At 63.6% G+C, this 17815-nt stretch carries 18 protein-coding genes; 12 read left to right on the forward strand and 6 right to left on the reverse strand.

What is annotated here, in order from left to right; translation table 11 throughout:
• Positions 1 to 9: 9 nt before the first annotated feature.
• Together NKI52_RS27370 and NKI52_RS27375 are read right to left on the reverse strand one after the other, a co-directional pair.
• Complete coding sequence (locus tag NKI52_RS27370; RefSeq protein ID WP_352569432.1) at positions 10 to 1266, reverse strand: aminopeptidase; 1257 nt, start codon at positions 1264 to 1266, stop codon at positions 10 to 12.
• Positions 1267 to 1346: 80 nt separating this feature from the next.
• A complete protein-coding gene (locus NKI52_RS27375; RefSeq protein WP_352700331.1) occupies positions 1347 to 2261 on the reverse strand; it encodes a LysR substrate-binding domain-containing protein in 915 nt (304 codons plus the stop codon).
• Between the two features lie 97 nt (positions 2262 to 2358).
• Between NKI52_RS27375 and NKI52_RS27380 the strand changes: the two genes are divergently transcribed.
• The 3 genes from NKI52_RS27380 (at position 2359) to sbmA (ending at position 5225) form a co-directional block, all read left to right on the forward strand.
• Positions 2359 to 2565: a hypothetical protein gene (locus NKI52_RS27380; RefSeq protein ID WP_023674059.1), complete on the forward strand. Its 207-nt coding sequence runs from the start codon at positions 2359 to 2361 to the stop codon at positions 2563 to 2565.
• A gap of 113 nt (positions 2566 to 2678) precedes the next feature.
• A complete protein-coding gene (locus tag NKI52_RS27385) occupies positions 2679 to 3833 on the forward strand; it encodes a YbfB/YjiJ family MFS transporter (RefSeq protein ID WP_023674060.1) in 1155 nt (384 codons plus the stop codon).
• 114 nt (positions 3834 to 3947) lie between these two features.
• Entirely contained in the window at positions 3948 to 5225 is a 1278-nt protein-coding gene (sbmA, locus tag NKI52_RS27390) for a peptide antibiotic transporter SbmA (RefSeq protein WP_031211034.1), read from the forward strand.
• A 27-nt stretch (positions 5226 to 5252) separates the two neighbouring features.
• Here sbmA and NKI52_RS27395 read toward each other — a convergent pair whose 3' ends face one another.
• Positions 5253 to 6245, reverse strand: coding sequence for a polysaccharide deacetylase family protein (locus NKI52_RS27395; RefSeq protein WP_352635429.1), 993 nt, complete (start codon positions 6243 to 6245; stop codon positions 5253 to 5255).
• A 204-nt stretch (positions 6246 to 6449) separates the two neighbouring features.
• Here NKI52_RS27395 and NKI52_RS27400 point away from each other — a divergent pair, with 204 nt between their 5' ends.
• Together NKI52_RS27400 and der are read left to right on the forward strand one after the other, a co-directional pair.
• Complete coding sequence (locus NKI52_RS27400) at positions 6450 to 7115, forward strand: tetratricopeptide repeat protein (protein ID WP_023674063.1); 666 nt, start codon at positions 6450 to 6452, stop codon at positions 7113 to 7115.
• Positions 7116 to 7121: 6 nt separating this feature from the next.
• Positions 7122 to 8555 carry a ribosome biogenesis GTPase Der gene (der, locus tag NKI52_RS27405; RefSeq protein ID WP_352682787.1) on the forward strand — a complete coding sequence of 478 codons (1434 nt, stop codon included), beginning with the start codon at positions 7122 to 7124 and terminating at the stop codon, positions 8553 to 8555.
• Between the two features lie 336 nt (positions 8556 to 8891).
• Here der and NKI52_RS27410 read toward each other — a convergent pair whose 3' ends face one another.
• Positions 8892 to 9812 (reverse strand): LysR substrate-binding domain-containing protein, encoded by a 921-nt coding sequence (locus NKI52_RS27410; protein ID WP_352700332.1) that lies wholly within the window; start codon positions 9810 to 9812, stop codon positions 8892 to 8894.
• Positions 9813 to 9932: 120 nt separating this feature from the next.
• Here NKI52_RS27410 and NKI52_RS27415 point away from each other — a divergent pair, with 120 nt between their 5' ends.
• From NKI52_RS27415 to NKI52_RS27445, 7 genes are all read left to right on the forward strand, one after another.
• A complete protein-coding gene (locus NKI52_RS27415; protein ID WP_352700333.1) occupies positions 9933 to 11252 on the forward strand; it encodes an MFS transporter in 1320 nt (439 codons plus the stop codon).
• A gap of 107 nt (positions 11253 to 11359) precedes the next feature.
• A complete protein-coding gene (locus tag NKI52_RS27420) occupies positions 11360 to 12544 on the forward strand; it encodes a cell wall hydrolase (RefSeq protein ID WP_352700334.1) in 1185 nt (394 codons plus the stop codon).
• A 255-nt stretch (positions 12545 to 12799) separates the two neighbouring features.
• Entirely contained in the window at positions 12800 to 13198 is a 399-nt protein-coding gene (locus NKI52_RS27425) for an AtpZ/AtpI family protein (RefSeq protein WP_352456844.1), read from the forward strand.
• A 70-nt stretch (positions 13199 to 13268) separates the two neighbouring features.
• Complete coding sequence (locus NKI52_RS27430) at positions 13269 to 14027, forward strand: F0F1 ATP synthase subunit A (protein ID WP_352449933.1); 759 nt, start codon at positions 13269 to 13271, stop codon at positions 14025 to 14027.
• A gap of 68 nt (positions 14028 to 14095) precedes the next feature.
• The gene (locus tag NKI52_RS27435) at positions 14096 to 14320 is read left to right on the forward strand and encodes a F0F1 ATP synthase subunit C (protein ID WP_006206606.1); all 225 of its coding nucleotides are present in this window, start codon (positions 14096 to 14098) and stop codon (positions 14318 to 14320) included.
• Positions 14321 to 14401: 81 nt separating this feature from the next.
• Positions 14402 to 14977, forward strand: coding sequence for a F0F1 ATP synthase subunit B (locus NKI52_RS27440; protein WP_352449932.1), 576 nt, complete (start codon positions 14402 to 14404; stop codon positions 14975 to 14977).
• Positions 14978 to 14985: 8 nt separating this feature from the next.
• A complete protein-coding gene (locus tag NKI52_RS27445) occupies positions 14986 to 15477 on the forward strand; it encodes a F0F1 ATP synthase subunit B (RefSeq protein ID WP_352635386.1) in 492 nt (163 codons plus the stop codon).
• Between the two features lie 250 nt (positions 15478 to 15727).
• Here NKI52_RS27445 and rnhB read toward each other — a convergent pair whose 3' ends face one another.
• Positions 15728 to 16423: a ribonuclease HII gene (gene rnhB, locus NKI52_RS27450; protein WP_352700335.1), complete on the reverse strand. Its 696-nt coding sequence runs from the start codon at positions 16421 to 16423 to the stop codon at positions 15728 to 15730.
• Positions 16424 to 16591: 168 nt separating this feature from the next.
• Positions 16592 to 17746: a PA0069 family radical SAM protein gene (locus tag NKI52_RS27455; protein WP_254818651.1), complete on the reverse strand. Its 1155-nt coding sequence runs from the start codon at positions 17744 to 17746 to the stop codon at positions 16592 to 16594.
• Positions 17747 to 17815 lie beyond the last annotated feature (69 nt).

Genomic DNA, 17815 nt, shown 5'->3' on the forward strand with positions numbered 1-17815 from the left:
ATCCCGGGCCTAAACCCACTCGCCCTTGCGCATCACCGGCACGCGGCTGCCGTCCTTATGGACACCGTCTATGTCGATCTTGTCCGAGCCGATCATCCAGTCGATGTGGATGAAACTCTTGTTGCCGCCGCGCGCCGCGATCTCGTCCTGGCTGAGCGAGGCGCCGTCGACGAAGCACTTCGAATAGCACTGGCCGAGCGCGATGTGGCAGGCGGCGTTCTCGTCGAACAGCGTGTTGAAAAACAGCAGCCCGCTCTTGGCGATCGGCGAGGAATGCGGCACCAGCGCCACCTCGCCGAGACGGCGCGAGCCTTCGTCGGTATCGAGCACCTTTTGCAGCACATCCTCGCCCTTCGTGGCCTTGGCCTCGACAATGCGGCCCGCCTCGAAACGCACCGCAATGCCGTCGATCAGGGTACCCTGATAGGACAGCGGCTTGGTGCTGGTGACATGGCCTTCGACGCGCCTTGCATGCGGCGTGGTGAAAACCTCTTCGGTCGGGATGTTGGGGTTGCAGGTGATGCCGTTCTTGGCGGTCGAGGCGCCGCCCATCCACTCGTGGCCGTCGGCCAGCCCGACGGTCAGGTCGGTGCCGGGGCCGGTGAAATGCAGTGCGTGGAAATTGTGGCCGTTCAGCCATTCGGTGCGGCTCTTCAACGCCGCATTGTGCGCCGTCCAGTTGCCGATCGGGTCTTCGACATCCACGCGCGAGGCGGCAAAGATAGCGTCGGCGAGCTTGGCCACGGCGACGTCTTCGGCATCGTCCGGAAATACCTGCTTGGCCCAGGCCTCATCGGGATAAGCGACGATGTTCCAGTTGATGTCGAAGCCGGTGATCTTCTCCAGCGCCGGCTGGTAAGCCATCGAATTCGCCTTGTTGGCACGCGCCACCTTTGCCGGGTCCTGCGCCGAAAGCAGCGACGGATCCTCGCCGCGCACGGCAAGCCTCGCCGCATTGTTGGCGAAGGCTTTTGTCATGCCTTCATAGAGCCAGCCGGCGGCGCGGTCGAAGCCGGCGTCGGCGCCGTAGCGGAAGCGCGCGAGAGTGATCTCATCGTCGTTGAAGATCGGCGTCACCAGGCCCGCGCCTGCCTTGTAGGCGTGCTCGACGATCCGCCGCGTCAAAGGCAGCGCGGCAATAGACGAGGTCAGCACCAGATCCTGCCCCGGCTGCAATTGCAGCCCGACCTTGACGGCGACCTCCGCCAGCCTGTCGAGCTTCACCGGGTCGATGCTTGCGGAAACGCCGCGCGAATGTGTGGTCATGATCCTGCCTGCCGTGATTGGGGACTGTTTCTTACATAGACCGGCGCTGCCGACCTTTCCACTGTGATGTGCCGGCAGGTTTAGCGCGTGCTCTCGAGCGACCTGAACTGCGCCATCGTCGCCTCGATCTCTTCGCGGATCCAGGTCTTGAAATCCCTGACCTTACGGCTTTCGCTCTTGATGGCCGAGGTCACCAGCCAATAGCCGAGCCCGCTCTGGGCGCGTATGCCGAACGGCGCAACGAGACGGCCGTCGGCCAGCGCGTCGGCGGCCAGCAACTGCCAGCCGAGCATGACGCCGTGGCCGGCAATCGCCGATTCCAGGCACAGCATCGGATCGGTGAAGCGCGCGCCCTTCATGAAGGTGACAGGCTCCACTCCGGCCGCTTCGAACCAGCTCTCCCAACTGATCATCGATCTTTCGTCCGTGATCGCACAGGTCAAAGCAAGGTCCTCGATCGATTTCAGCTTGCTGGCGATCACCGGTGCACAGACCGGAAACACCTCCTGCGCCAGCAGCAATTCGGCCCGCCCGCCCGGCCATTTGCCGTCGCCGAGCCGAATGGCGACGTCGATGTCCGAACGATCGAGATCGGCAAGCCGCACCGAGGCATCGATGCGCAGAAGCACGTTCGGATGCCGGGCGAAATGCCGCGACAGCCGCGGCAGCAGCCATTTCGAGGCGAAAGCCGGCGCCACCGAAACCACCAGCGTGCACTCCGAGCTTTCATCGGCAAGCGCCACCGCCTTTGCGAGTTCGCGGAAGCCTGCGCTGAGCCGCGCGGTAAAGACGGTGCCGAATTCCGTCGCCACCAGGCCAGCTGGCGTTCGTTCGAATAGCGCCCGGCCGAGCTGCTTTTCTGTTCGGTTGATCTGCTGGCTGACGGCGCTGACCGAGACGTTGAGCTCGCCGGCCGCCGCCGCGAGCGAGCCCAGGCGGGCAACAGTTTCCACGGCGCGCAAGCCGTTGAGATGGACGCGGTTCAGAGTAGCCATACAGTTTTTCTAAACTGGAGCGGCTGAAATCTCAATTGCCAGACGCTAAGGAACGGCGGATTCTAAGTGGGCTACTCAGAGTGAGGAGGCAAATCCGATGAAGATTTTGTCATGGCTTGGCGCCTTTTCCCCGATCGGGGCGCAGCCGCACCGGGATGACAGCCAGGCCACCAGCTGGGTGACCGATCCGCTGTCGCATCCGGTGCTCGACACCATGTCGGAGCGCGAACTCGCCGACATGCCATTCAGGCTGACCGCGTGTCGTACCCGCTTCGAGACGGCGCCAAGGACCTGCTGCGGCTGAACAAGGACTTGCTGGCACTTCAGGTGAGCCGGCCGCCGACGCGGCTGCGCAACCCTTCTGGCCCAACAAAAGGCGGATTGTCTGACCGGCAGGCGCACCTATTGTGCATCGCGATGAAAGCCGCTTCGCCCTTGCGCCTGGCAATCGCCGGCATGATTGCCCTGGCCGTCGCCATGGGAATCGGCCGCTTCGTCTATACGCCGATCCTGCCTGGCATGATGGAAGAGCTCGGCCTGTCGCCGGCTGATGCCGGCTGGATCGCATCGGCCAATTATCTCGGCTATCTCGTCGGCGCGCTTGCCGCCACCGGCGGCTGGGCGCAAGGCCGCGAGCGCCAGCTGATGCTGGCCGGCCTTGCCGCCACCGCGATCCTCGCCGGCCTGATGGGCCTGAGCGGCACCATGCCCGGCTTTCTCCTCATCCGCTTTCTTGCCGGCCTCGCCAGCGCCTTCGTGCTGGTCTTCATGACCAGCATCGTTTTCGGTCATCTCGCCGCGGCCGGGCGAAACGACCTGCAGGCGCTGTATTTCGGCGGTGTCGGCCTCGGCATCGCGGCGTCCTCGGCGCTGTTGGCAGTCCTCGTCACCGAACATGCCGGCTGGGCGGCGGGCTGGCTGTGGTCCGCGGTGATTTCGGCCTGCGGCTTTGCCGTCGTCGCCTTGCTGGCCGGCGGCACCTCGGCCGCGAACAGCACCACCGGGAGCGAGCCGGCACTGCCGAAAGACCGGTCGCTGGTGAAGATCATCGTCGCCTACGGCCTGTTCGGCTTCGGCTACATCGTCACGGCAACGTTCCTGGTCGCCATCGTCCGCCAGGGCGGCGGCGGCCGCGTCTTCGAGGCCGTGGTCTGGATGGTCACCGGACTTGCCGGTTTCCCATCGGTCTGGCTGTGGCAGAAGCTTACGGCTAAAATCGGGCTCTATGCCACCTACGCCCTGGGGTGCCTGGTCGAGGTGGTCGGCGTCAGCGCCAGTGTCGTCATGGGCGGGCGCACCGGGCCGCTGCTCGGCGGCCTTCTTGTCGGCGGCACCTTCATCGCCATAACCGCGCTTGGCCTCCAGGCCGGACGGCAGCTTGCCCCGCAAGCACCACGCCGGATGCTGGCGGTGATGACGGCCGCCTTCGGCCTCGGCCAGATCATTGGCCCGATCGTCGCCGGTCTGCTTGCGCAGGCCTCGGGTAACTTTTTCCTTGCCTCGATCGTGGCCGCCGCCGTCCTGCTCGCCTCGGGTGCGATCGCCTGGTCGGCTGCGCCAAAATCGCCATGATTATGGTCTTGCTCGGCGCCGGGCGTTGGGCACGGGCATTTTCTTTCCCGCTAATGTGTGACTTTATGCCCGCTGAACCCGCTGATTTGCGCATCGACCGAGGATTTCGCCACAGTGTTCGTATCGTTTTTTCCGCAGCCGAAGCTGTTCTTCAGTTCGGTCGCCGTCTGGAGCCTCGCGGCCGTTCTGTTTTGGTTTTTTGGAGGAGAGCAACTTGGAGCAGTGTTTGGACTGCCCCCGATGGCCGCCGGCGTCGACAAGATCATTGGCGTGTCGCTCTTTTGGTCGAAGCCATTTCTCTGGTTCTATATATATTTTGCGGCTGTCGTCCTCATCTTCTACGGCTTTTGGGCCTGGTACCGACCTCATCCATGGCGGAATTGGTCGATCCTTGGCACCTCACTGATTCTCTTTGTGATCTATTACCAGGTGCAGGTAAATGTCGCCTTCAATGACTGGTATGGCCCTTTCTACGATCTTATTCAGAAGGCTTTAGGCACACCGTACTCTACGACGCCGTGGGACTTCTATATCCAACTGCTGACAATCATGTGGATTGCGCTTCTGGCTGTGACCGTTGGCGCCCTCAACCGGTTTTTTGTAAGTCATTGGATATTTCGTTGGCGCACCGCAATGAACGAATACTACATGACCAACTGGGAAAGATTGAGGCGCATCGAAGGTGCGTCCCAGCGTGTTCAAGAAGACACGATGCGCTTCTCCAGCACGATGGAGGATCTGGGCGTAAGCTTAGTCGGGTCCATCATGACACTGATAGCGTTCCTTCCCGTGCTGCTGCATCTCTCTGAAAACGTCACGGAACTGCCGATTGTCGGCACGGTGCCTTACTCCCTGGTCGTTGTAGCAATCCTTTGGTCGGCCTTCGGAACTACTTTCTTAGCTGCGGTAGGAATCAAACTGCCGGGTCTCGAATTCCGCACCCAACGTGTCGAGGCAGCCTACCGCAAAGAATTGGTCTATGGTGAGGACGATGCAGATCGCGCCCAACCGCCAACTGTCGCTGACCTTTTTAGAAGTGTAAGAAGCATCTATTTTCGTAAATACTTCCACTACTTATATTTTAACGTCGCTAGAATATTCTATCTACAGATCGACAATATATTTCCATATATTGTTCTTGTCCCTACGATGGTCGCGGGAAAGATCAAGCTCGGCGCTCTGAACCAGATTCTCAACTCCTTTGAGCAGGTCCGATCTTCATTTCAGTATCTGGTCAATGCCTGGCCGACGGTCGTGGAACTGATCTCGATCTACAAACGCTTGCGCGCCTTCGAGGCCACGCTCGAAGGCGAGCCGCTGCCGGAAATCGACCAGCGTTATCTCGAACGTGAGCAAGCCGGCTTGCGTCCGGAGGATCAGCCGGCAAGCTGAGATGGGGCAGCGGCGATCACTTGCGGCTCAGCCGCCCACCGCTGCCTGTCTTTCGCCTCGCCGCGAAACGTAGTCGCGAAAACTGATGCACTCGACATCGGACCTGGTGCAGACCTCGCCGGCAAAGCGTTCCAGCGCGTTCCAGTAGGCGCCGTCGTTCATCAGCGTGAAATGGAAGCCGAGCTCAAGCGGAATGCGCTTGCCCTGGTATTGCGCGTCGAAGGCGGCGCGAAAGGCCTTATAGGTCCGGTCGGCAAACTCTTCTGCCATGCTCGGCCGCTCGAAGCCGCCGGAATGCCTGACATAGAGATTGTAGTCCATGGCGATCACACGCCTTGAGTTCGGCCCTTCCGGGATCTGCGGCAGCGAAAAGCGCGTGATGCCGTTGACGGTTGGCGGCTCGACCGGCCCACGCGAGACGCCGCTTGCGTCGAGCAGGAAACCGGCCGCGGGCAGCGCCTCGTAGAGCGCCTTGTTTGCCGACAGATAAGGCGCGCGGAAGCCGACCACCGATTTGCGGGCGAAATCGCGCCAGCCCTTCGGTTCGGGAGCGATGCCGTTGATCGAATAGGCGTTTTGGAGAATGTGCTTGAACGAGCCGAACTCGCTCAGCCAGTCGGCCTTGCTCCAGTCCTTGCCGTCGAAGTGCCCACAGCCATGGCTGCCGATGTCGTGGCCTTCCGACGCCGCAAGGTTGATCTGCTCGAGGCGCTCGGCGATTTCCTGTTTGGAGGCGGCAAAGCCGATGTTTGATTTGCCGGCTGTCTTGCCGGGTGCGGTGTATTCCTTGCGCGTCTCGGGCGACAGCAGGAACACGCAGGAGACAAAATAGGTGAAGTGCGCACCTGTGCGCGCGGCCAGCGCCCGGCTGCGCTGCCACTGCGAAATGTCGCGGGCGCTGTCGAATGAGATGATCACGACCTGTTTCGGCTTTGCCGGCGCCGCCGGCGGGTCGGCGCAAGCCGCGCCGGCAGCAAACACGGCAATGGAAAACGCAATAACGCGGGACAAACGGGGCAAAGGCATCTGACCGGATCAAGGAATGTAGAAGCGACGCCTACCGGTGAAATATGGCACGGGTAGGATCGACCTGTACGGCCGCCGTTGGCCGCGACTGCCTCGTGAATAGGCGATTTTCCTGCCGAACCCCTTCCATGCCGGCAAAATTTCGCTAAAACGCGGGCTCATCAACCGCCCCGGCCGGGGCATGAATGGTTTTGATCCATGTCGGACGACAGTTTTATCCGCGAAGTCAACGAAGAGATTCGTCGCGACCAGGCGCATGCGCTGTGGGATCGTTTCGGTCCCGCCTTGCTCGTGCTGGCCGTGCTGGTGGTGCTCGGCACTGCCGCTGTCGTCGGCTACCGCTATTGGGACGAAACTCGCGCCAACCGCTCGGGCGATGCTTTTTCGCAGGCGCTCAAGCTTGCCAATGACGGGAAGAACGACGAGGCGCTTGCCGCTCTGGAGGCGTTGGAGAAGGACGGCTACGGCGCCTATCCGCTGCTCGCCCGCATGCGCGCGGCAACCGTCAAGGCGGACAAGGGTGACGTCGACGCCGCCGTCAAGGATTTCGACGAGGTCGCCGCCGACACCAAGATCCCCTCCGGCATTCGCGACATGGCTCGTCTCAGGGCAGCGCTGCTTCTGGTCGACCACGGCTCTTTCGCCGATGTCTCCAGCCGCGTCGAGGCGCTCACCGCCGACACCAACACGCTGCGCCATACGGCGCGCGAGGCGCTTGGCCTTGCCGCCTGGAAGGAAGGCAAGGCGGCGGATGCATTGAAGCTGTTCGACCAGATCGCCGCGGATGATGGCGCCCCGCGCAACACGCGCGAGCGGGCGACTTTGATGTCCGAGCTGATCCGCGGCTCGGGCGGCGTGTCGTGATAGTCCATGACCTTCAAAGTCGCCATCATCGGCCGGCCTAACGTCGGCAAATCGACCCTTTTCAATCGGCTGGTGGGAAGGAAGCTGGCGCTTGTCGACGACACGCCCGGCGTCACTCGCGATCGCCGCGTCCATGCCGCAAAGCTCTACGACCTGCATTTCGACGTCATCGACACCGCCGGCTTCGAGGATGCGGCTGCCTCGACGCTGCCCGGCCGCATGCGCGCCCAGACCGAGATCGCCATCCGCGAGGCCGACCTGATCTTTTTTACGATCGATGCCAAGTCCGGGCTGATGCCCGACGACAAGACGTTCGCCGAGATCGTGCGCAAGTCCGGCAAGCCGGTTGTCGTCGTTGCCAACAAGGCTGAGGCGCGCGGCGCCCAGGGCGGCATGCTGGAGGCCTGGGAGCTCGGCCTTGGCGAACCGATCCCGGTCTCGGCTGAACACGGCCAGGGGCTGCCCGATTTGCGCGACGCGGTGATCGCGGCACTTGGCGAGGCGCGCGCCTTCGGCGAGGACGAAGAGGCCGGCGAGGATGAGGTCGCCGCCAGCGAGGTGCTGATCGGCGAGGACATCACCGACCCGGACGCCGAGCCGAGCTATGACGACACCAAGCCGATGCGCATCGCCGTCGTCGGCCGCCCCAACGCCGGCAAGTCGACGCTGATCAACGCACTAATCGGCGAGGAGCGGCTGTTGACCGGCCCTGAGGCCGGCATCACTCGCGATTCCATCTCGGTCGACTGGGACTGGCATGGCCGCCGCTTAAAATTGTTCGACACCGCCGGCATGCGCCGCAAGGCCAGGATCCACGAAAAGCTCGAAGTGATGTCGGTGCAGGACGGCTTGCGCGCCATCCGCTTTGCCGAAATCGTCATCATCGTGCTCGACGCCACCATTCCCTTCGAGAAGCAGGATCTGCAGATCGCCGACCTGATCATCCGCGAGGGCCGTGCCCCGGTGATCGCCTTCAACAAATGGGACCTTGTCGATCATCCCCAGGAGTTGCTGGCCGAGCTGCGCGAAAAAACCGAGCGGCTGCTGCCGCAGGCGCGCGGCATGCAGGCGGTGCCGGTGTCGGCCGAGACCGGGCGTGGCCTCGACAAGCTGATGGATGCCGTCATCCGGACGCATCGAGTTTGGAACAGCCGTGTGTCGACCGGCAAGCTCAACCGCTGGCTGGAAGGCATCCTGGCGCATCATCCGCCGCCCGCCGTCGCCGGGCGTCGGCTGAAGATCAAATATGTCACGCAGGCCAAGACGCGGCCGCCGGGCTTCGTCGTCTCCTGCTCACGGCCGGATGCGATGCCGCAATCCTACGTCCGCTATCTCTCGAACAGCCTGCGCGAGGCTTTCGACATGCCCGGCGTGCCGATCCGCATCGCCTTGCGCACCTCGGACAATCCTTTCGCCGGCAAGGCAAAGAAGCGCCACTAGATCATCATTGGCGGAACCTTGCGAGACGTCGGCGGGACAGCGCCCCCCTCTGCCCTGCCGGGCATCTCCCCCACTTGGGGGGAGATTGGCCGTCCTCTCCGCTTTCGCCAATCTCCAACATTGAAAGAGGGGCGGGACGGCGAAGCTGCCAATCTCCCCCTCGTGGGGGAGATGTCCGGCAGGACAGAGGGGGGCGCGAAGGATCGCCAGCATTACTGGATTCTTCAACTGACGAAGTCATGGTTGCCTACAGCCAATCGCAAATGTTGATGGTCTGAGAACCCTGTTGGCAAACAATAAGATGGAGCGCCCTGCGGCCCTTTCGGCTCGTCGGCGTTAAGCTACGCTCCTTAGCTTTTCATAGGCTGGCGCATCTTTCGGCAACGCTTCCAACGCTGCCTGCAGCAGGATGTCGCCAAGCCGCGCTGCCACGGGGTCGGGCTCGGCCTCCTTGCGATGCAGGAATAGCGCCATCTTGGGCAAGGCGGGCAGCCCGGCGATCTCCGGCGTCATCGCCCTGACGGTGGCCGGCAGGCCGATATCGGTGCGGATCGTCAGTCCGAGCCCGGCGGCGACGGCTGCCCAGATGCCGCCAAGGCTCGGGCTGGAGAAGGCCATCCGCCATGCCAGGCCGGCGCGGTCGAGCGTTTCGGTCGCCACGCTGCGCAGCAGGCACGGCGCTTCGAGCGCCACCAGCGGCAACGCCTCGCCATCGCGCAGGCTGGTCTCGATCTGTTTTGCCGGGCCGATCCAGCGCATCTGGACGTCGGCGACATGCCGGCTGTAGGGCAGCGTCGCGCCATTGTGCCAGGCAAGCGCGATATCGAGGCTGCCCGAAATGATCCGTTCGGCAAGCTCATGGCTGCGTGCGATCCTGGCCTCGATCTTGACCTTGGGATGGGCGCGGGCGAAGCGCCCGAGCACCTCCGGCAGCACCGCCTCGCCGAAATCCTCCTGTAGCCCAAGCCGCACCCAACCCTCCAGCTCGACATCGTGGATGGCGGAGGCGGCCTCGTCATTGAGCTCGATCAGCCGCCGCGCGTAGCCGAGCATGGTCTCGCCCGCGTCCGTCAGCGCCAGGCCACGCCCAGATTTGCGGAAGATCGGCGTCGCCGCCTGCTCCTCCAGCTTCTTCAATTGCGCACTGATTGCCGAGGTCGAGCGGCCGAGCCGGTCGGCGGCCTTGGCGAAGCTGCCCAGCTCCATGCCGGTGACGAAGCTGCGCAGGACGTCGAGATCGAATGTCACGCGTCGCATGCCAATAATCCTGATATTCGGGACATTATGTCAAAAACTTCCTGATATTCAGTACGAAGCTATGGCGGTAGAGAGAGCGCGTCAAGACCGAATGCAGCCGACCCATGCAGGAGCTGAACCATGTCCGCTGTCGCCACACGAGCAGATTGCAAACCGCTTCGCCCGGCCGCCGTTGCCGCCCCGTCAGAAGCGGCGGCACTTCGAGCCAATCATCGCTGGAAGGTGCTGGGCATCGGCGTCGCCGCCAATGCCTGCTTTTCCGCGACCTTCTCCGGCATTCCGGCGACGGCGGTGTTCCTGCGCTCGGGCTACCATCTCTCCAATGGCGAACTCGGCCTGGCGCTTGGCCTTCTCGGCCTGGGCGTGGCGCTGAGCGAATTGCCGTGGGGGCTGCTGACCGATCGCTGGGGCGACCGCCGCGTGCTGCTGACGGGGCTCGGCGCGACCGCGGTTTGGCTGCTTGTCATGGCCGCGCTGGTCGTGCCGTCACCGGCCCATATTCCCGGCATCGCGCTTCTCGCCGCTGCCCTGCTGGTCACCGGATTGCTCGGCGGCAGCGTCAACGGCTCCAGCGGCCGCGCCATCATGGCCTGGTTCGGCGAAGGCGAGCGCGGCTTTGCCATGAGCATCAGGCAGACGGCGGTGCCGCTTGGCGGCGGGCTTGGCGCGCTCGTGCTGCCAGCGCTCGCTTCAGCCCATGGCTTCACGGCAGTCTTCGGACTTCTGGCGGCTGCATCCGCGGTCTCGACCTCGCTCGCGTGGCGCTGGCTGCATCAGCCGCCGGCGCATGACGATGCCAATTCGGGCAGCATGGCATTGTCGGCCGGCCCGGCGCCGCTGCGCAACCCGGCCGTCTGGCGCATCGCAACAGCCATCGGCCTGCTTTGCTTTCCGCAGGTGGCGGTGCTCACCTTTGCTTCTGTGTTCCTGCATGATTTCGCCGGCATGGGAACAGCCGTGATCAGCGCCAGCCTGGCTGCCGTGCAGGTCGGCGCCATGGTCATGCGCGTCTGGAGTGGCCGCTACACCGACCGTCACGGCAACCGCCGGTCGTTCCTGCGTCTGTGCAGCATGCTGAGCATGGCCGCCTTCACCGTGCTTGCGGCGCTCGTCTTGTTTTCGGCCCAATTCTTGTCAGGCCAAGCGCCGATGCTGTCGCCGGCGATCGTTGCGATCCTGGTCGTGGCCGGCATCTGCGTCTCCTCCTGGCACGGCGTTGCCTACACCGAGCTTGCGACGCTGGCCGGCGCCAGCCAGGCCGGAACGGCGCTCGGCCTCGCCAACAGCCTGGTCTTCATTGCCTTCTTCCTGGTGCCGATCGCCATTCCCGGGCTTCTCGTGCTCTGCTCGTGGGCAGGCGTCTGGTTGGGTGCGGCTATTTGCGCGCTGATCGCCTGGCCGATCTTTCTTCCGTCAAGCGATGGCCGCAAAAGCGCCTGACTTCGACACGAGATGGGAAAACAACGTTCTAAGCTGTTAACGCCCCATCAAGGTTAATGCATCATTGTAGCTCTCCAGTGGGGTCCGTTGCGTTTCTGGAGAGTTCCGTGCATCGACGTGTTTTGACGCGGCTTGTCGCCGCCGCCGGTGAGAAAAAGCGTTCCGTCCTGTCTCCGTTTATTATTGGCCTTGGCATCTGGATCGGCTTTCCGACGGTCGCTGCCTATCAGGACATGACCAGCCTGGTCTCCGGCCTTGAGGCGCCGAGCGTCCGCTGGAACGCCTATGTCGAGAAGTCCGTCGCCGGCTCCGTTCACGCCGCCGAAATGCCCTTCCTCGATTCCAGCAGCACCGGCTCGCTCTCCGGCTCCGGTGTCCAACTGCCCGGCATCGGCGCCGTTTCGTTTCGCGGCAAGGGCGGCATCGCCGGTACGACGCCGGACGAGAACCGCATCACGCGTGCCGACAAGAAGGGCCGCATCATCCAGGTCTCGCCCGTCTCGCCGCCGAAGAACTTCAACGCCGGCTCTATCTTCGAGCGCACCTCCTCGCTGCTCCGCCCAAGCATGGACAGCGGCCTGAGGATGGCCTTCGCCAAGCCCGAGATCAAAGGCAAGGAAATCCAGATCGCCGCCGCCTTCCACACGCGCGTCGACAAGAAGCCGGATCCCGGCGTGCCGGCGATGCTTGCCGCGCTGGTCAACAACGATCATCCCGACGTGCTGGCGACCGCCTACGCCTCGTCGGTCCCCGATTACGCCAAGGCGTCGCCTTTCGAGGCCTTGCTGCAGGACGAGGACCCGAACGATGGCCGCTTCATTCCGCCGCTGAGCAAGGGCGATCATTCTTGGATGCAGACGCCGCTGCCGGCGAGCGTCTTTTCCAAACCGGAGCAGGCCTGTCTCGCCAACGGCATCTATTTCGAGGCGCGCGGCGAAGCCGTGCGCGGCCAGGCCGCCGTCGCCCAGGTCATCCTCAACCGCGTCCGCAACCCGGCCTATCCGAACTCGATCTGCGGCGTCGTCTACCAGAACGACAACTGGTTCAACCGCTGCCAGTTTTCCTTCGCCTGCGACGGCCGGAAGAAGCGGGTCGACAACCCCGCCGCCTACCAGACCGCCCAGGATGTCGCCATGGCCGTCACAGCCGGCAAGATCTTCATTCCGGAAGTCGGCTCGTCGACCCATTATTACGCCAACTACGTCCATCCGGGCTGGGCGCGGACGATGCAGAAAATGACCAGGATCGGCCTGCACATCTTCTACCGCACCTATGGCGGCGGCTGGAGCTGAGTGCTCGGGCAGCCCTTGCATCTTTCGCGCGAGAGCGGCCGATCGAAGGCCCGTCGCCGTAGGGATTCGGCCGCAGCCCGCCAGAGGCCGCGTCGGGCACGATGTCGCACCCGAGCAAGTAGCTGATTTATAACAAAAAAATACTTGAGCTTGAACGTCCGCCCGTGGCTTGACGGGCGCGGACCCTCTAACTATGTTGCCGGCGACTTTAAGAAGCGGACGGACGGTGACGGTCTGACCGGGCAGGGGGGTTGCGTGGCCGACAAGAATGGGCCAGACGGAACCGGAAAAACCGGCCGCGGCAAGCAGCATGAAGCCGATATCCGCGACGAGGATCTTGAGCGCCGCCGGCGCGACCTTGAAGCATCGCTTGCGGCAAGGCGGCCGGACCGGCTCGAGGGGAAAGACGACGCGAAAGCGGGCAGTGCGGCCGGGTACGGCCAGGCGCTCAAGCTGTCCAGCGAGTTCATCGCCGGGATAGTGGTCGGTGCGGCTCTCGGCTGGTTTATCGATCGCGTGGCGGGGACAACGCCATGGGGTCTGATAGTCGGGCTGCTGCTGGGTTTTGGCGCCGGCGTGCTCAATGTCCTGCGTTCAGCCGGGCTTGTGTCGGAATTCGGAACGGGCGACAAGCCGCGCGATCCGAAAGAATGAATTGAGGCGCCGCATGCCGGCGCATTGAACAGAATGCTGAAGCCGTCTGCGGCTTTGATGGGGATTTAAAGTGGCTGCTGACAAGGTCGATCCGATCCACCAATTCCAGATCCATCCGATCATTCCGATTCACATCGGCGGCTACGACCTGTCTTTCACCAATTCGGCTCTGTTCATGCTTGCGACGGTTGCTGTCGCATCGGCGTTTCTCTACCTCAGCACGTCGAGCCGCAGCCTCGTCCCGGGCCGCCTTCAGTCGGTCTCGGAAATGGCCTATGAATTTGTCGGCAATATGCTGAGGGACGCCGCGGGCACGCAAGGCATGAAGTTCTTCCCCTTCGTGTTCTCGCTGTTCATGTTCGTGCTTGTCGCCAACCTGCTTGGCCTGTTCCCTTATTTCTTCACCGTCACCAGCCACATCATCGTCACTTTCGGCCTCGCTGCGCTGGTGATCGGAACCGTGATCGTCTACGGCTTCATGAAGCACGGTCTCGGCTTCCTGAAGCTGTTCGTGCCGAAAGGCGTGCCCATCGTGATGATGTTGCTTGTCGTTCCGATCGAAGTGATTTCCTTCGTCTCGCGCCCGGTCAGCCTCTCGGTTCGTCTGTTCGCCAATATGTTGGCCGGCCACATCACGCTGAAGGTGTTTTCGGGATTCGTCGTCAGCCTCAGCGCTCTCGGCACGCTTGGCATTGCGGGTTCGGTCCTGCCGCTGGCGATGGCCGTGGCTTTGACGGCTCTGGAGTTGCTCGTGGCGCTTTTGCAGGCCTACGTCTTCGCCGTGCTGACCTGCATGTATCTTAACGACGCCCTGCACCCTTCGCACTGATTTAGAGTTTCCGGCATTGCCGCCGGATGGAATCGCAACGGAATTTTAGATCCAAAGGAGTTGAATAAATGGACGCAGAAGCAGCAAAGTACATCGGCGCCGGCATCGCATGCCTCGGCATGGGCGGCGCGGGCATTGGCCTCGGCAACATCTTCGGCAGCTATCTGGCGGGCGCGCTGCGCAACCCGTCGGCCGCCGACGGCCAGTTCGGCCGGCTGATTTTCGGCTTCGCCGTGACCGAAGCGCTGGGTATTTTCTCGCTTCTCATCGCGCTTCTCGCCCTGTTCGGCTGAATGCTTGTTCGGCTGAACATTGGCAAGAATTGAACAGGCCGGCCGCGATCCTGCGGCGGGCCTGAATTTCGGGGATAGCCCATGTTCGTGACATCTGCCTTTGCGCAAGAGTCCGCGCCCGCCGTCGAAGGCGGCAGCGCTGGGACCGGCGTGCCCGCCGAGGCGCACGGCACGTTTCCGCCATTCAATCCGGCGACGTACCCGTCACAGCTGCTGTGGCTGGCAATCACCTTCGGGCTGTTCTATCTCTTCTTGAAACGGGTAGTGATGCCGCGCGTCGGCGGCATCATCGACGTTCGCAACGACCGCATCACGCAGGATCTCGATCATGCTGCCCGGCTGAAAAGCGAGGCCGATGCCGCCGTTGCCGCCTATGAGCAGGAATTGGCGGAAGCCAAGGGCAAGGCCAATGCGATCGGCCAGCAGGCCAACGATGCGGCCAAGGCGGAAGCCGAAGCTGCCCGCAAGACGATCGAGGCAGCGCTTGACCAGAAGCTTGGCGAGGCCGAGGCGCGCATATCTTCCATCAAGGCCAATGCCATGAAGGAAGTCGGCACGATCGCCGAGGACACCGCTTCGGCCATCGTCGAGGCGCTTGTCGGCGGCAAGGCCAGCAAGGCCGAAATCGCGGCCGCGGTCAAATCCGTGGCCGGGTGAGGAGCATCATGGACGCCACATCTCTCGCGACGCTTTGGGCAACGGTTGCCCTCGTAATCTTCCTCGGCATCGCCATCTACATCAAGGTGCCGGGCATGATCGCCAAGGCGCTCGATGCCCGCGCCGACAAGATCAGCAGCGAGCTCGAGGAAGCGCGCCGGTTGCGCGAAGAGGCCCAGCAACTGCTCGGGCAATACCAGCGCAAGCGCAAGGAAGCCGAGCAGGAGGCCGCGGCCATCGTCGCCGCCGCCAAGCGCGAAGCCGACATGCTTGCCGCCGAGGCGCACAAGAAGACCGAGGACTATGTCGCCCGGCGTACCGCCTTGGCCGAGCAGAAGATCGGCCAGGCCGAGCGCGAAGCAATCGGCGAAGTGCGCGCCAGCGCCGTCGATATCGCGGTAGAGGCCGCGCGCGCGCTGCTGGCCGGCAAGATCGACGCCAAGGCCGGCGCCGACCTGTTCAACGCCTCGCTGCACGATTTGAAGTCGAAGCTGAATTAAGCGACTTCGTCGAGAAATTCATCGAAAGCCGCCCGGGAAACCTGGCGGCTTTTTGTTAGCGAAAGCGGCCAAGCGCGTAATCTCCCCCCTCGAGGGGGAGATGGCCGGCAGGCCAGAGGGGGTCGCCGCGCGTGAAGCGCCAGCCTTCTCTTTCGTCCCGCATGGCGTCGCGCCAGGACGTACCGACCCCCTCTGTCGCCTTCGGCGACATCTCCCCCTCGAGGGGGGAGATCACACCTAGCCGAATCGCTCAATCCAAACCCGAAAAACCCTCTTCCTCCAGCACCTCGGTGCCGCCGAACCGGAACGGCGCGAAGGAGGCGCGGTGCAGCCGCGCCACTGGTCCATGCAGATCGATCGCCGTGCGATGGCGCACAGTGGCGTAGCCCATATGCAGTTCGAAGCCGTAACGCGCATGATGGCTGCCGCAGCCGCACATCATGCGGTCGCGCATCACCTTGGCGACGATCGAGGCTGCGGCGATCGACTGCGAGCGCTGGTCGCCCTTGATCAGTGCTTTGCCCTCGCAGGGCAGGCCGGGCGGCACGTCGCGGCCGTCGGCCAGTGCCAGCTTCGGCCGGATTGACAGGCCGGCCACTGCACGGCGCATCGCCTCCAGGCTGGCCTTGAGGATGTTGGAGGCATCGATGCCTTCGGCGCTGACCGACGCCATCGATACGGCGAGCGCGGAGCCGAGGAGTTTCAGGAACAGCGCCTCACGCTGCAAATGCGTCAGCCGCTTGGAATCGTCGAGGCCGTCGGGGATGTTGGCTGGATCGAGCACCACTGCTGCCGCCACCACCGGCCCGGCGAGCGGGCCGCGGCCGGCCTCGTCCATCCCCGCCACCGGCCAAAGGCCTTCGGCCATCGCCTTCGTCTCGAACGAGAAGTCGGGTTTCTCGACGATTTCGAAGAGAAGCGGAGAATCGGAACGCGGGCGAGCCATGGTGCGGCGAGGTTCGCATCGGCTCCGATTCTCCGCAAGTCCCCTCCGGGTCGGGCGGGGCACCGGACCAGGAGGGGGCTACCGTCTGCAAGCCCGGGGACAGGACAGGCCGGACGGGATTTTTCGCCTGTTGCCGGCCGTTTCAACCGGCTGGCGCGAGACGCTTTGTCACAGCAGCATCAACTGCTCGGTTGCCTTGGCGGCGGGGACGAACTGGTCAGTCCTGAGCGAGCGCCGCTCGGCGTTGAGGCCGAGCCGTTTGGCAGCGATCTCGAAACGCCGGCCGATCTGCCAGGCATAGGGCCCAGAGCCTTTCATGCGCTTGCCCCATTCCGAATCGTAGTCCTTGCCGTCGCGCATCGAACGGATCAGCGACATGACGTGGCGATAGCGATCGGGATAATGGCGCAGCAGCCAGTCCTTGAAGATCGGCGCGACCTCCAGCGGCAGGCGCAGCAGCACATAGCCGGCCTCGCGTGCCCCCGCTGCCTGCGCCGAATCGAGGATGCGCTCCATCTCCGGGTCGGTCAGTCCGGGGATGATCGGCGCGACCATCACCGAGGCCGGAATGCCGGCGTCTGAAAGCTGCCTGATCGCCTCCAGCCGCTTGGTCGGCGTCGACGCGCGTGGCTCCATGGTGCGCGCCAGCATGCGGTCGAGCGTCGTCACCGACAACGCCACCTTGGCCAGCCCGCGTTCGGCCATGCGCGACAGAATGTCGATGTCACGCGTCACCAGCGCCGATTTGGTGACGATGCCGACCGGGTGCCCGCGCGCCTCCAGCACTTCGAGGATCTCGCGCATGATCCGGTATTGCTTCTCGATCGGCTGGTAGGGATCGGTGTTGGTGCCGATGGCGATGGTGCGCGGCTGGTAATTATCCCTGGACAATTCCTTGTCGAGCAGCCGGGCCGCATCCGGCTTGGCAAACAGCTTCGATTCGAAATCCAGCCCCGGCGACAGCCCCATGAAGCTGTGCGTCGGCCGCGCGAAACAATAGACGCAGCCATGTTCGCAGCCACGATAGGGGTTGATCGAGCGGTCGAAGGAGATGTCGGGCGATTCGTTGCGGGTGATGATGGTGCGCGGCTTCTCGACCTGTACCTCGGTCTTGAACGGCGGCAGCTCCTCCAGCGAATTCCAGCCGTCGTCGAACACGTGCCGGCTGACCGGCTCGAAACGGCCGGACGGATTGATGCCCGCCGACCTGCCGCGATTGCGGTCCGGGCGGACGCGCATGCCGCTCTGCTCGATCATCGCATTCGCCATCTCGGCCCTGCCAGCGCCGAAGGCTGCAATATCGGCACGCACGATCTGTTCCATTTTGGCCCTTTCCCAGGGACTGTCCGCCCGCTGTCGAATCGCTCTGCTCATGAATGTATTCCTATCGCA

The organism is Mesorhizobium sp. M0590, from assembly GCF_040320905.1.
Taxonomy (GTDB): domain Bacteria; phylum Pseudomonadota; class Alphaproteobacteria; order Rhizobiales; family Rhizobiaceae; genus Mesorhizobium.

Excerpts from the sequence above, each read along its gene's own strand:
- rnhB (WP_352700335.1), bottom strand. The coding sequence starts at position 16,423 with ATGGCTCGCCCGCGTTCCGATTCTCCGCTTCTCTTCGAAATCGTCGAG.
- NKI52_RS27380 (WP_023674059.1), top strand. The coding sequence starts at position 2,359 with ATGAAGATTTTGTCATGGCTTGGCGCCTTTTCCCCGATCGGGGCGCAG.
- NKI52_RS27455 (WP_254818651.1), bottom strand. The coding sequence starts at position 17,746 with ATGGAACAGATCGTGCGTGCCGATATTGCAGCCTTCGGCGCTGGCAGG.
- NKI52_RS27385 (WP_023674060.1), top strand. The coding sequence starts at position 2,679 with ATGAAAGCCGCTTCGCCCTTGCGCCTGGCAATCGCCGGCATGATTGCC.
- NKI52_RS27445 (WP_352635386.1), top strand. The coding sequence starts at position 14,986 with ATGGACGCCACATCTCTCGCGACGCTTTGGGCAACGGTTGCCCTCGTA.
- der (WP_352682787.1), top strand. The coding sequence starts at position 7,122 with ATGACCTTCAAAGTCGCCATCATCGGCCGGCCTAACGTCGGCAAATCG.
- NKI52_RS27440 (WP_352449932.1), top strand. The coding sequence starts at position 14,402 with ATGTTCGTGACATCTGCCTTTGCGCAAGAGTCCGCGCCCGCCGTCGAA.
- NKI52_RS27415 (WP_352700333.1), top strand. The coding sequence starts at position 9,933 with ATGTCCGCTGTCGCCACACGAGCAGATTGCAAACCGCTTCGCCCGGCC.
- NKI52_RS27370 (WP_352569432.1), bottom strand. The coding sequence starts at position 1,266 with ATGACCACACATTCGCGCGGCGTTTCCGCAAGCATCGACCCGGTGAAG.
- NKI52_RS27375 (WP_352700331.1), bottom strand. The coding sequence starts at position 2,261 with ATGGCTACTCTGAACCGCGTCCATCTCAACGGCTTGCGCGCCGTGGAA.
- NKI52_RS27400 (WP_023674063.1), top strand. The coding sequence starts at position 6,450 with ATGTCGGACGACAGTTTTATCCGCGAAGTCAACGAAGAGATTCGTCGC.
- NKI52_RS27435 (WP_006206606.1), top strand. The coding sequence starts at position 14,096 with ATGGACGCAGAAGCAGCAAAGTACATCGGCGCCGGCATCGCATGCCTC.
- NKI52_RS27410 (WP_352700332.1), bottom strand. The coding sequence starts at position 9,812 with ATGCGACGCGTGACATTCGATCTCGACGTCCTGCGCAGCTTCGTCACC.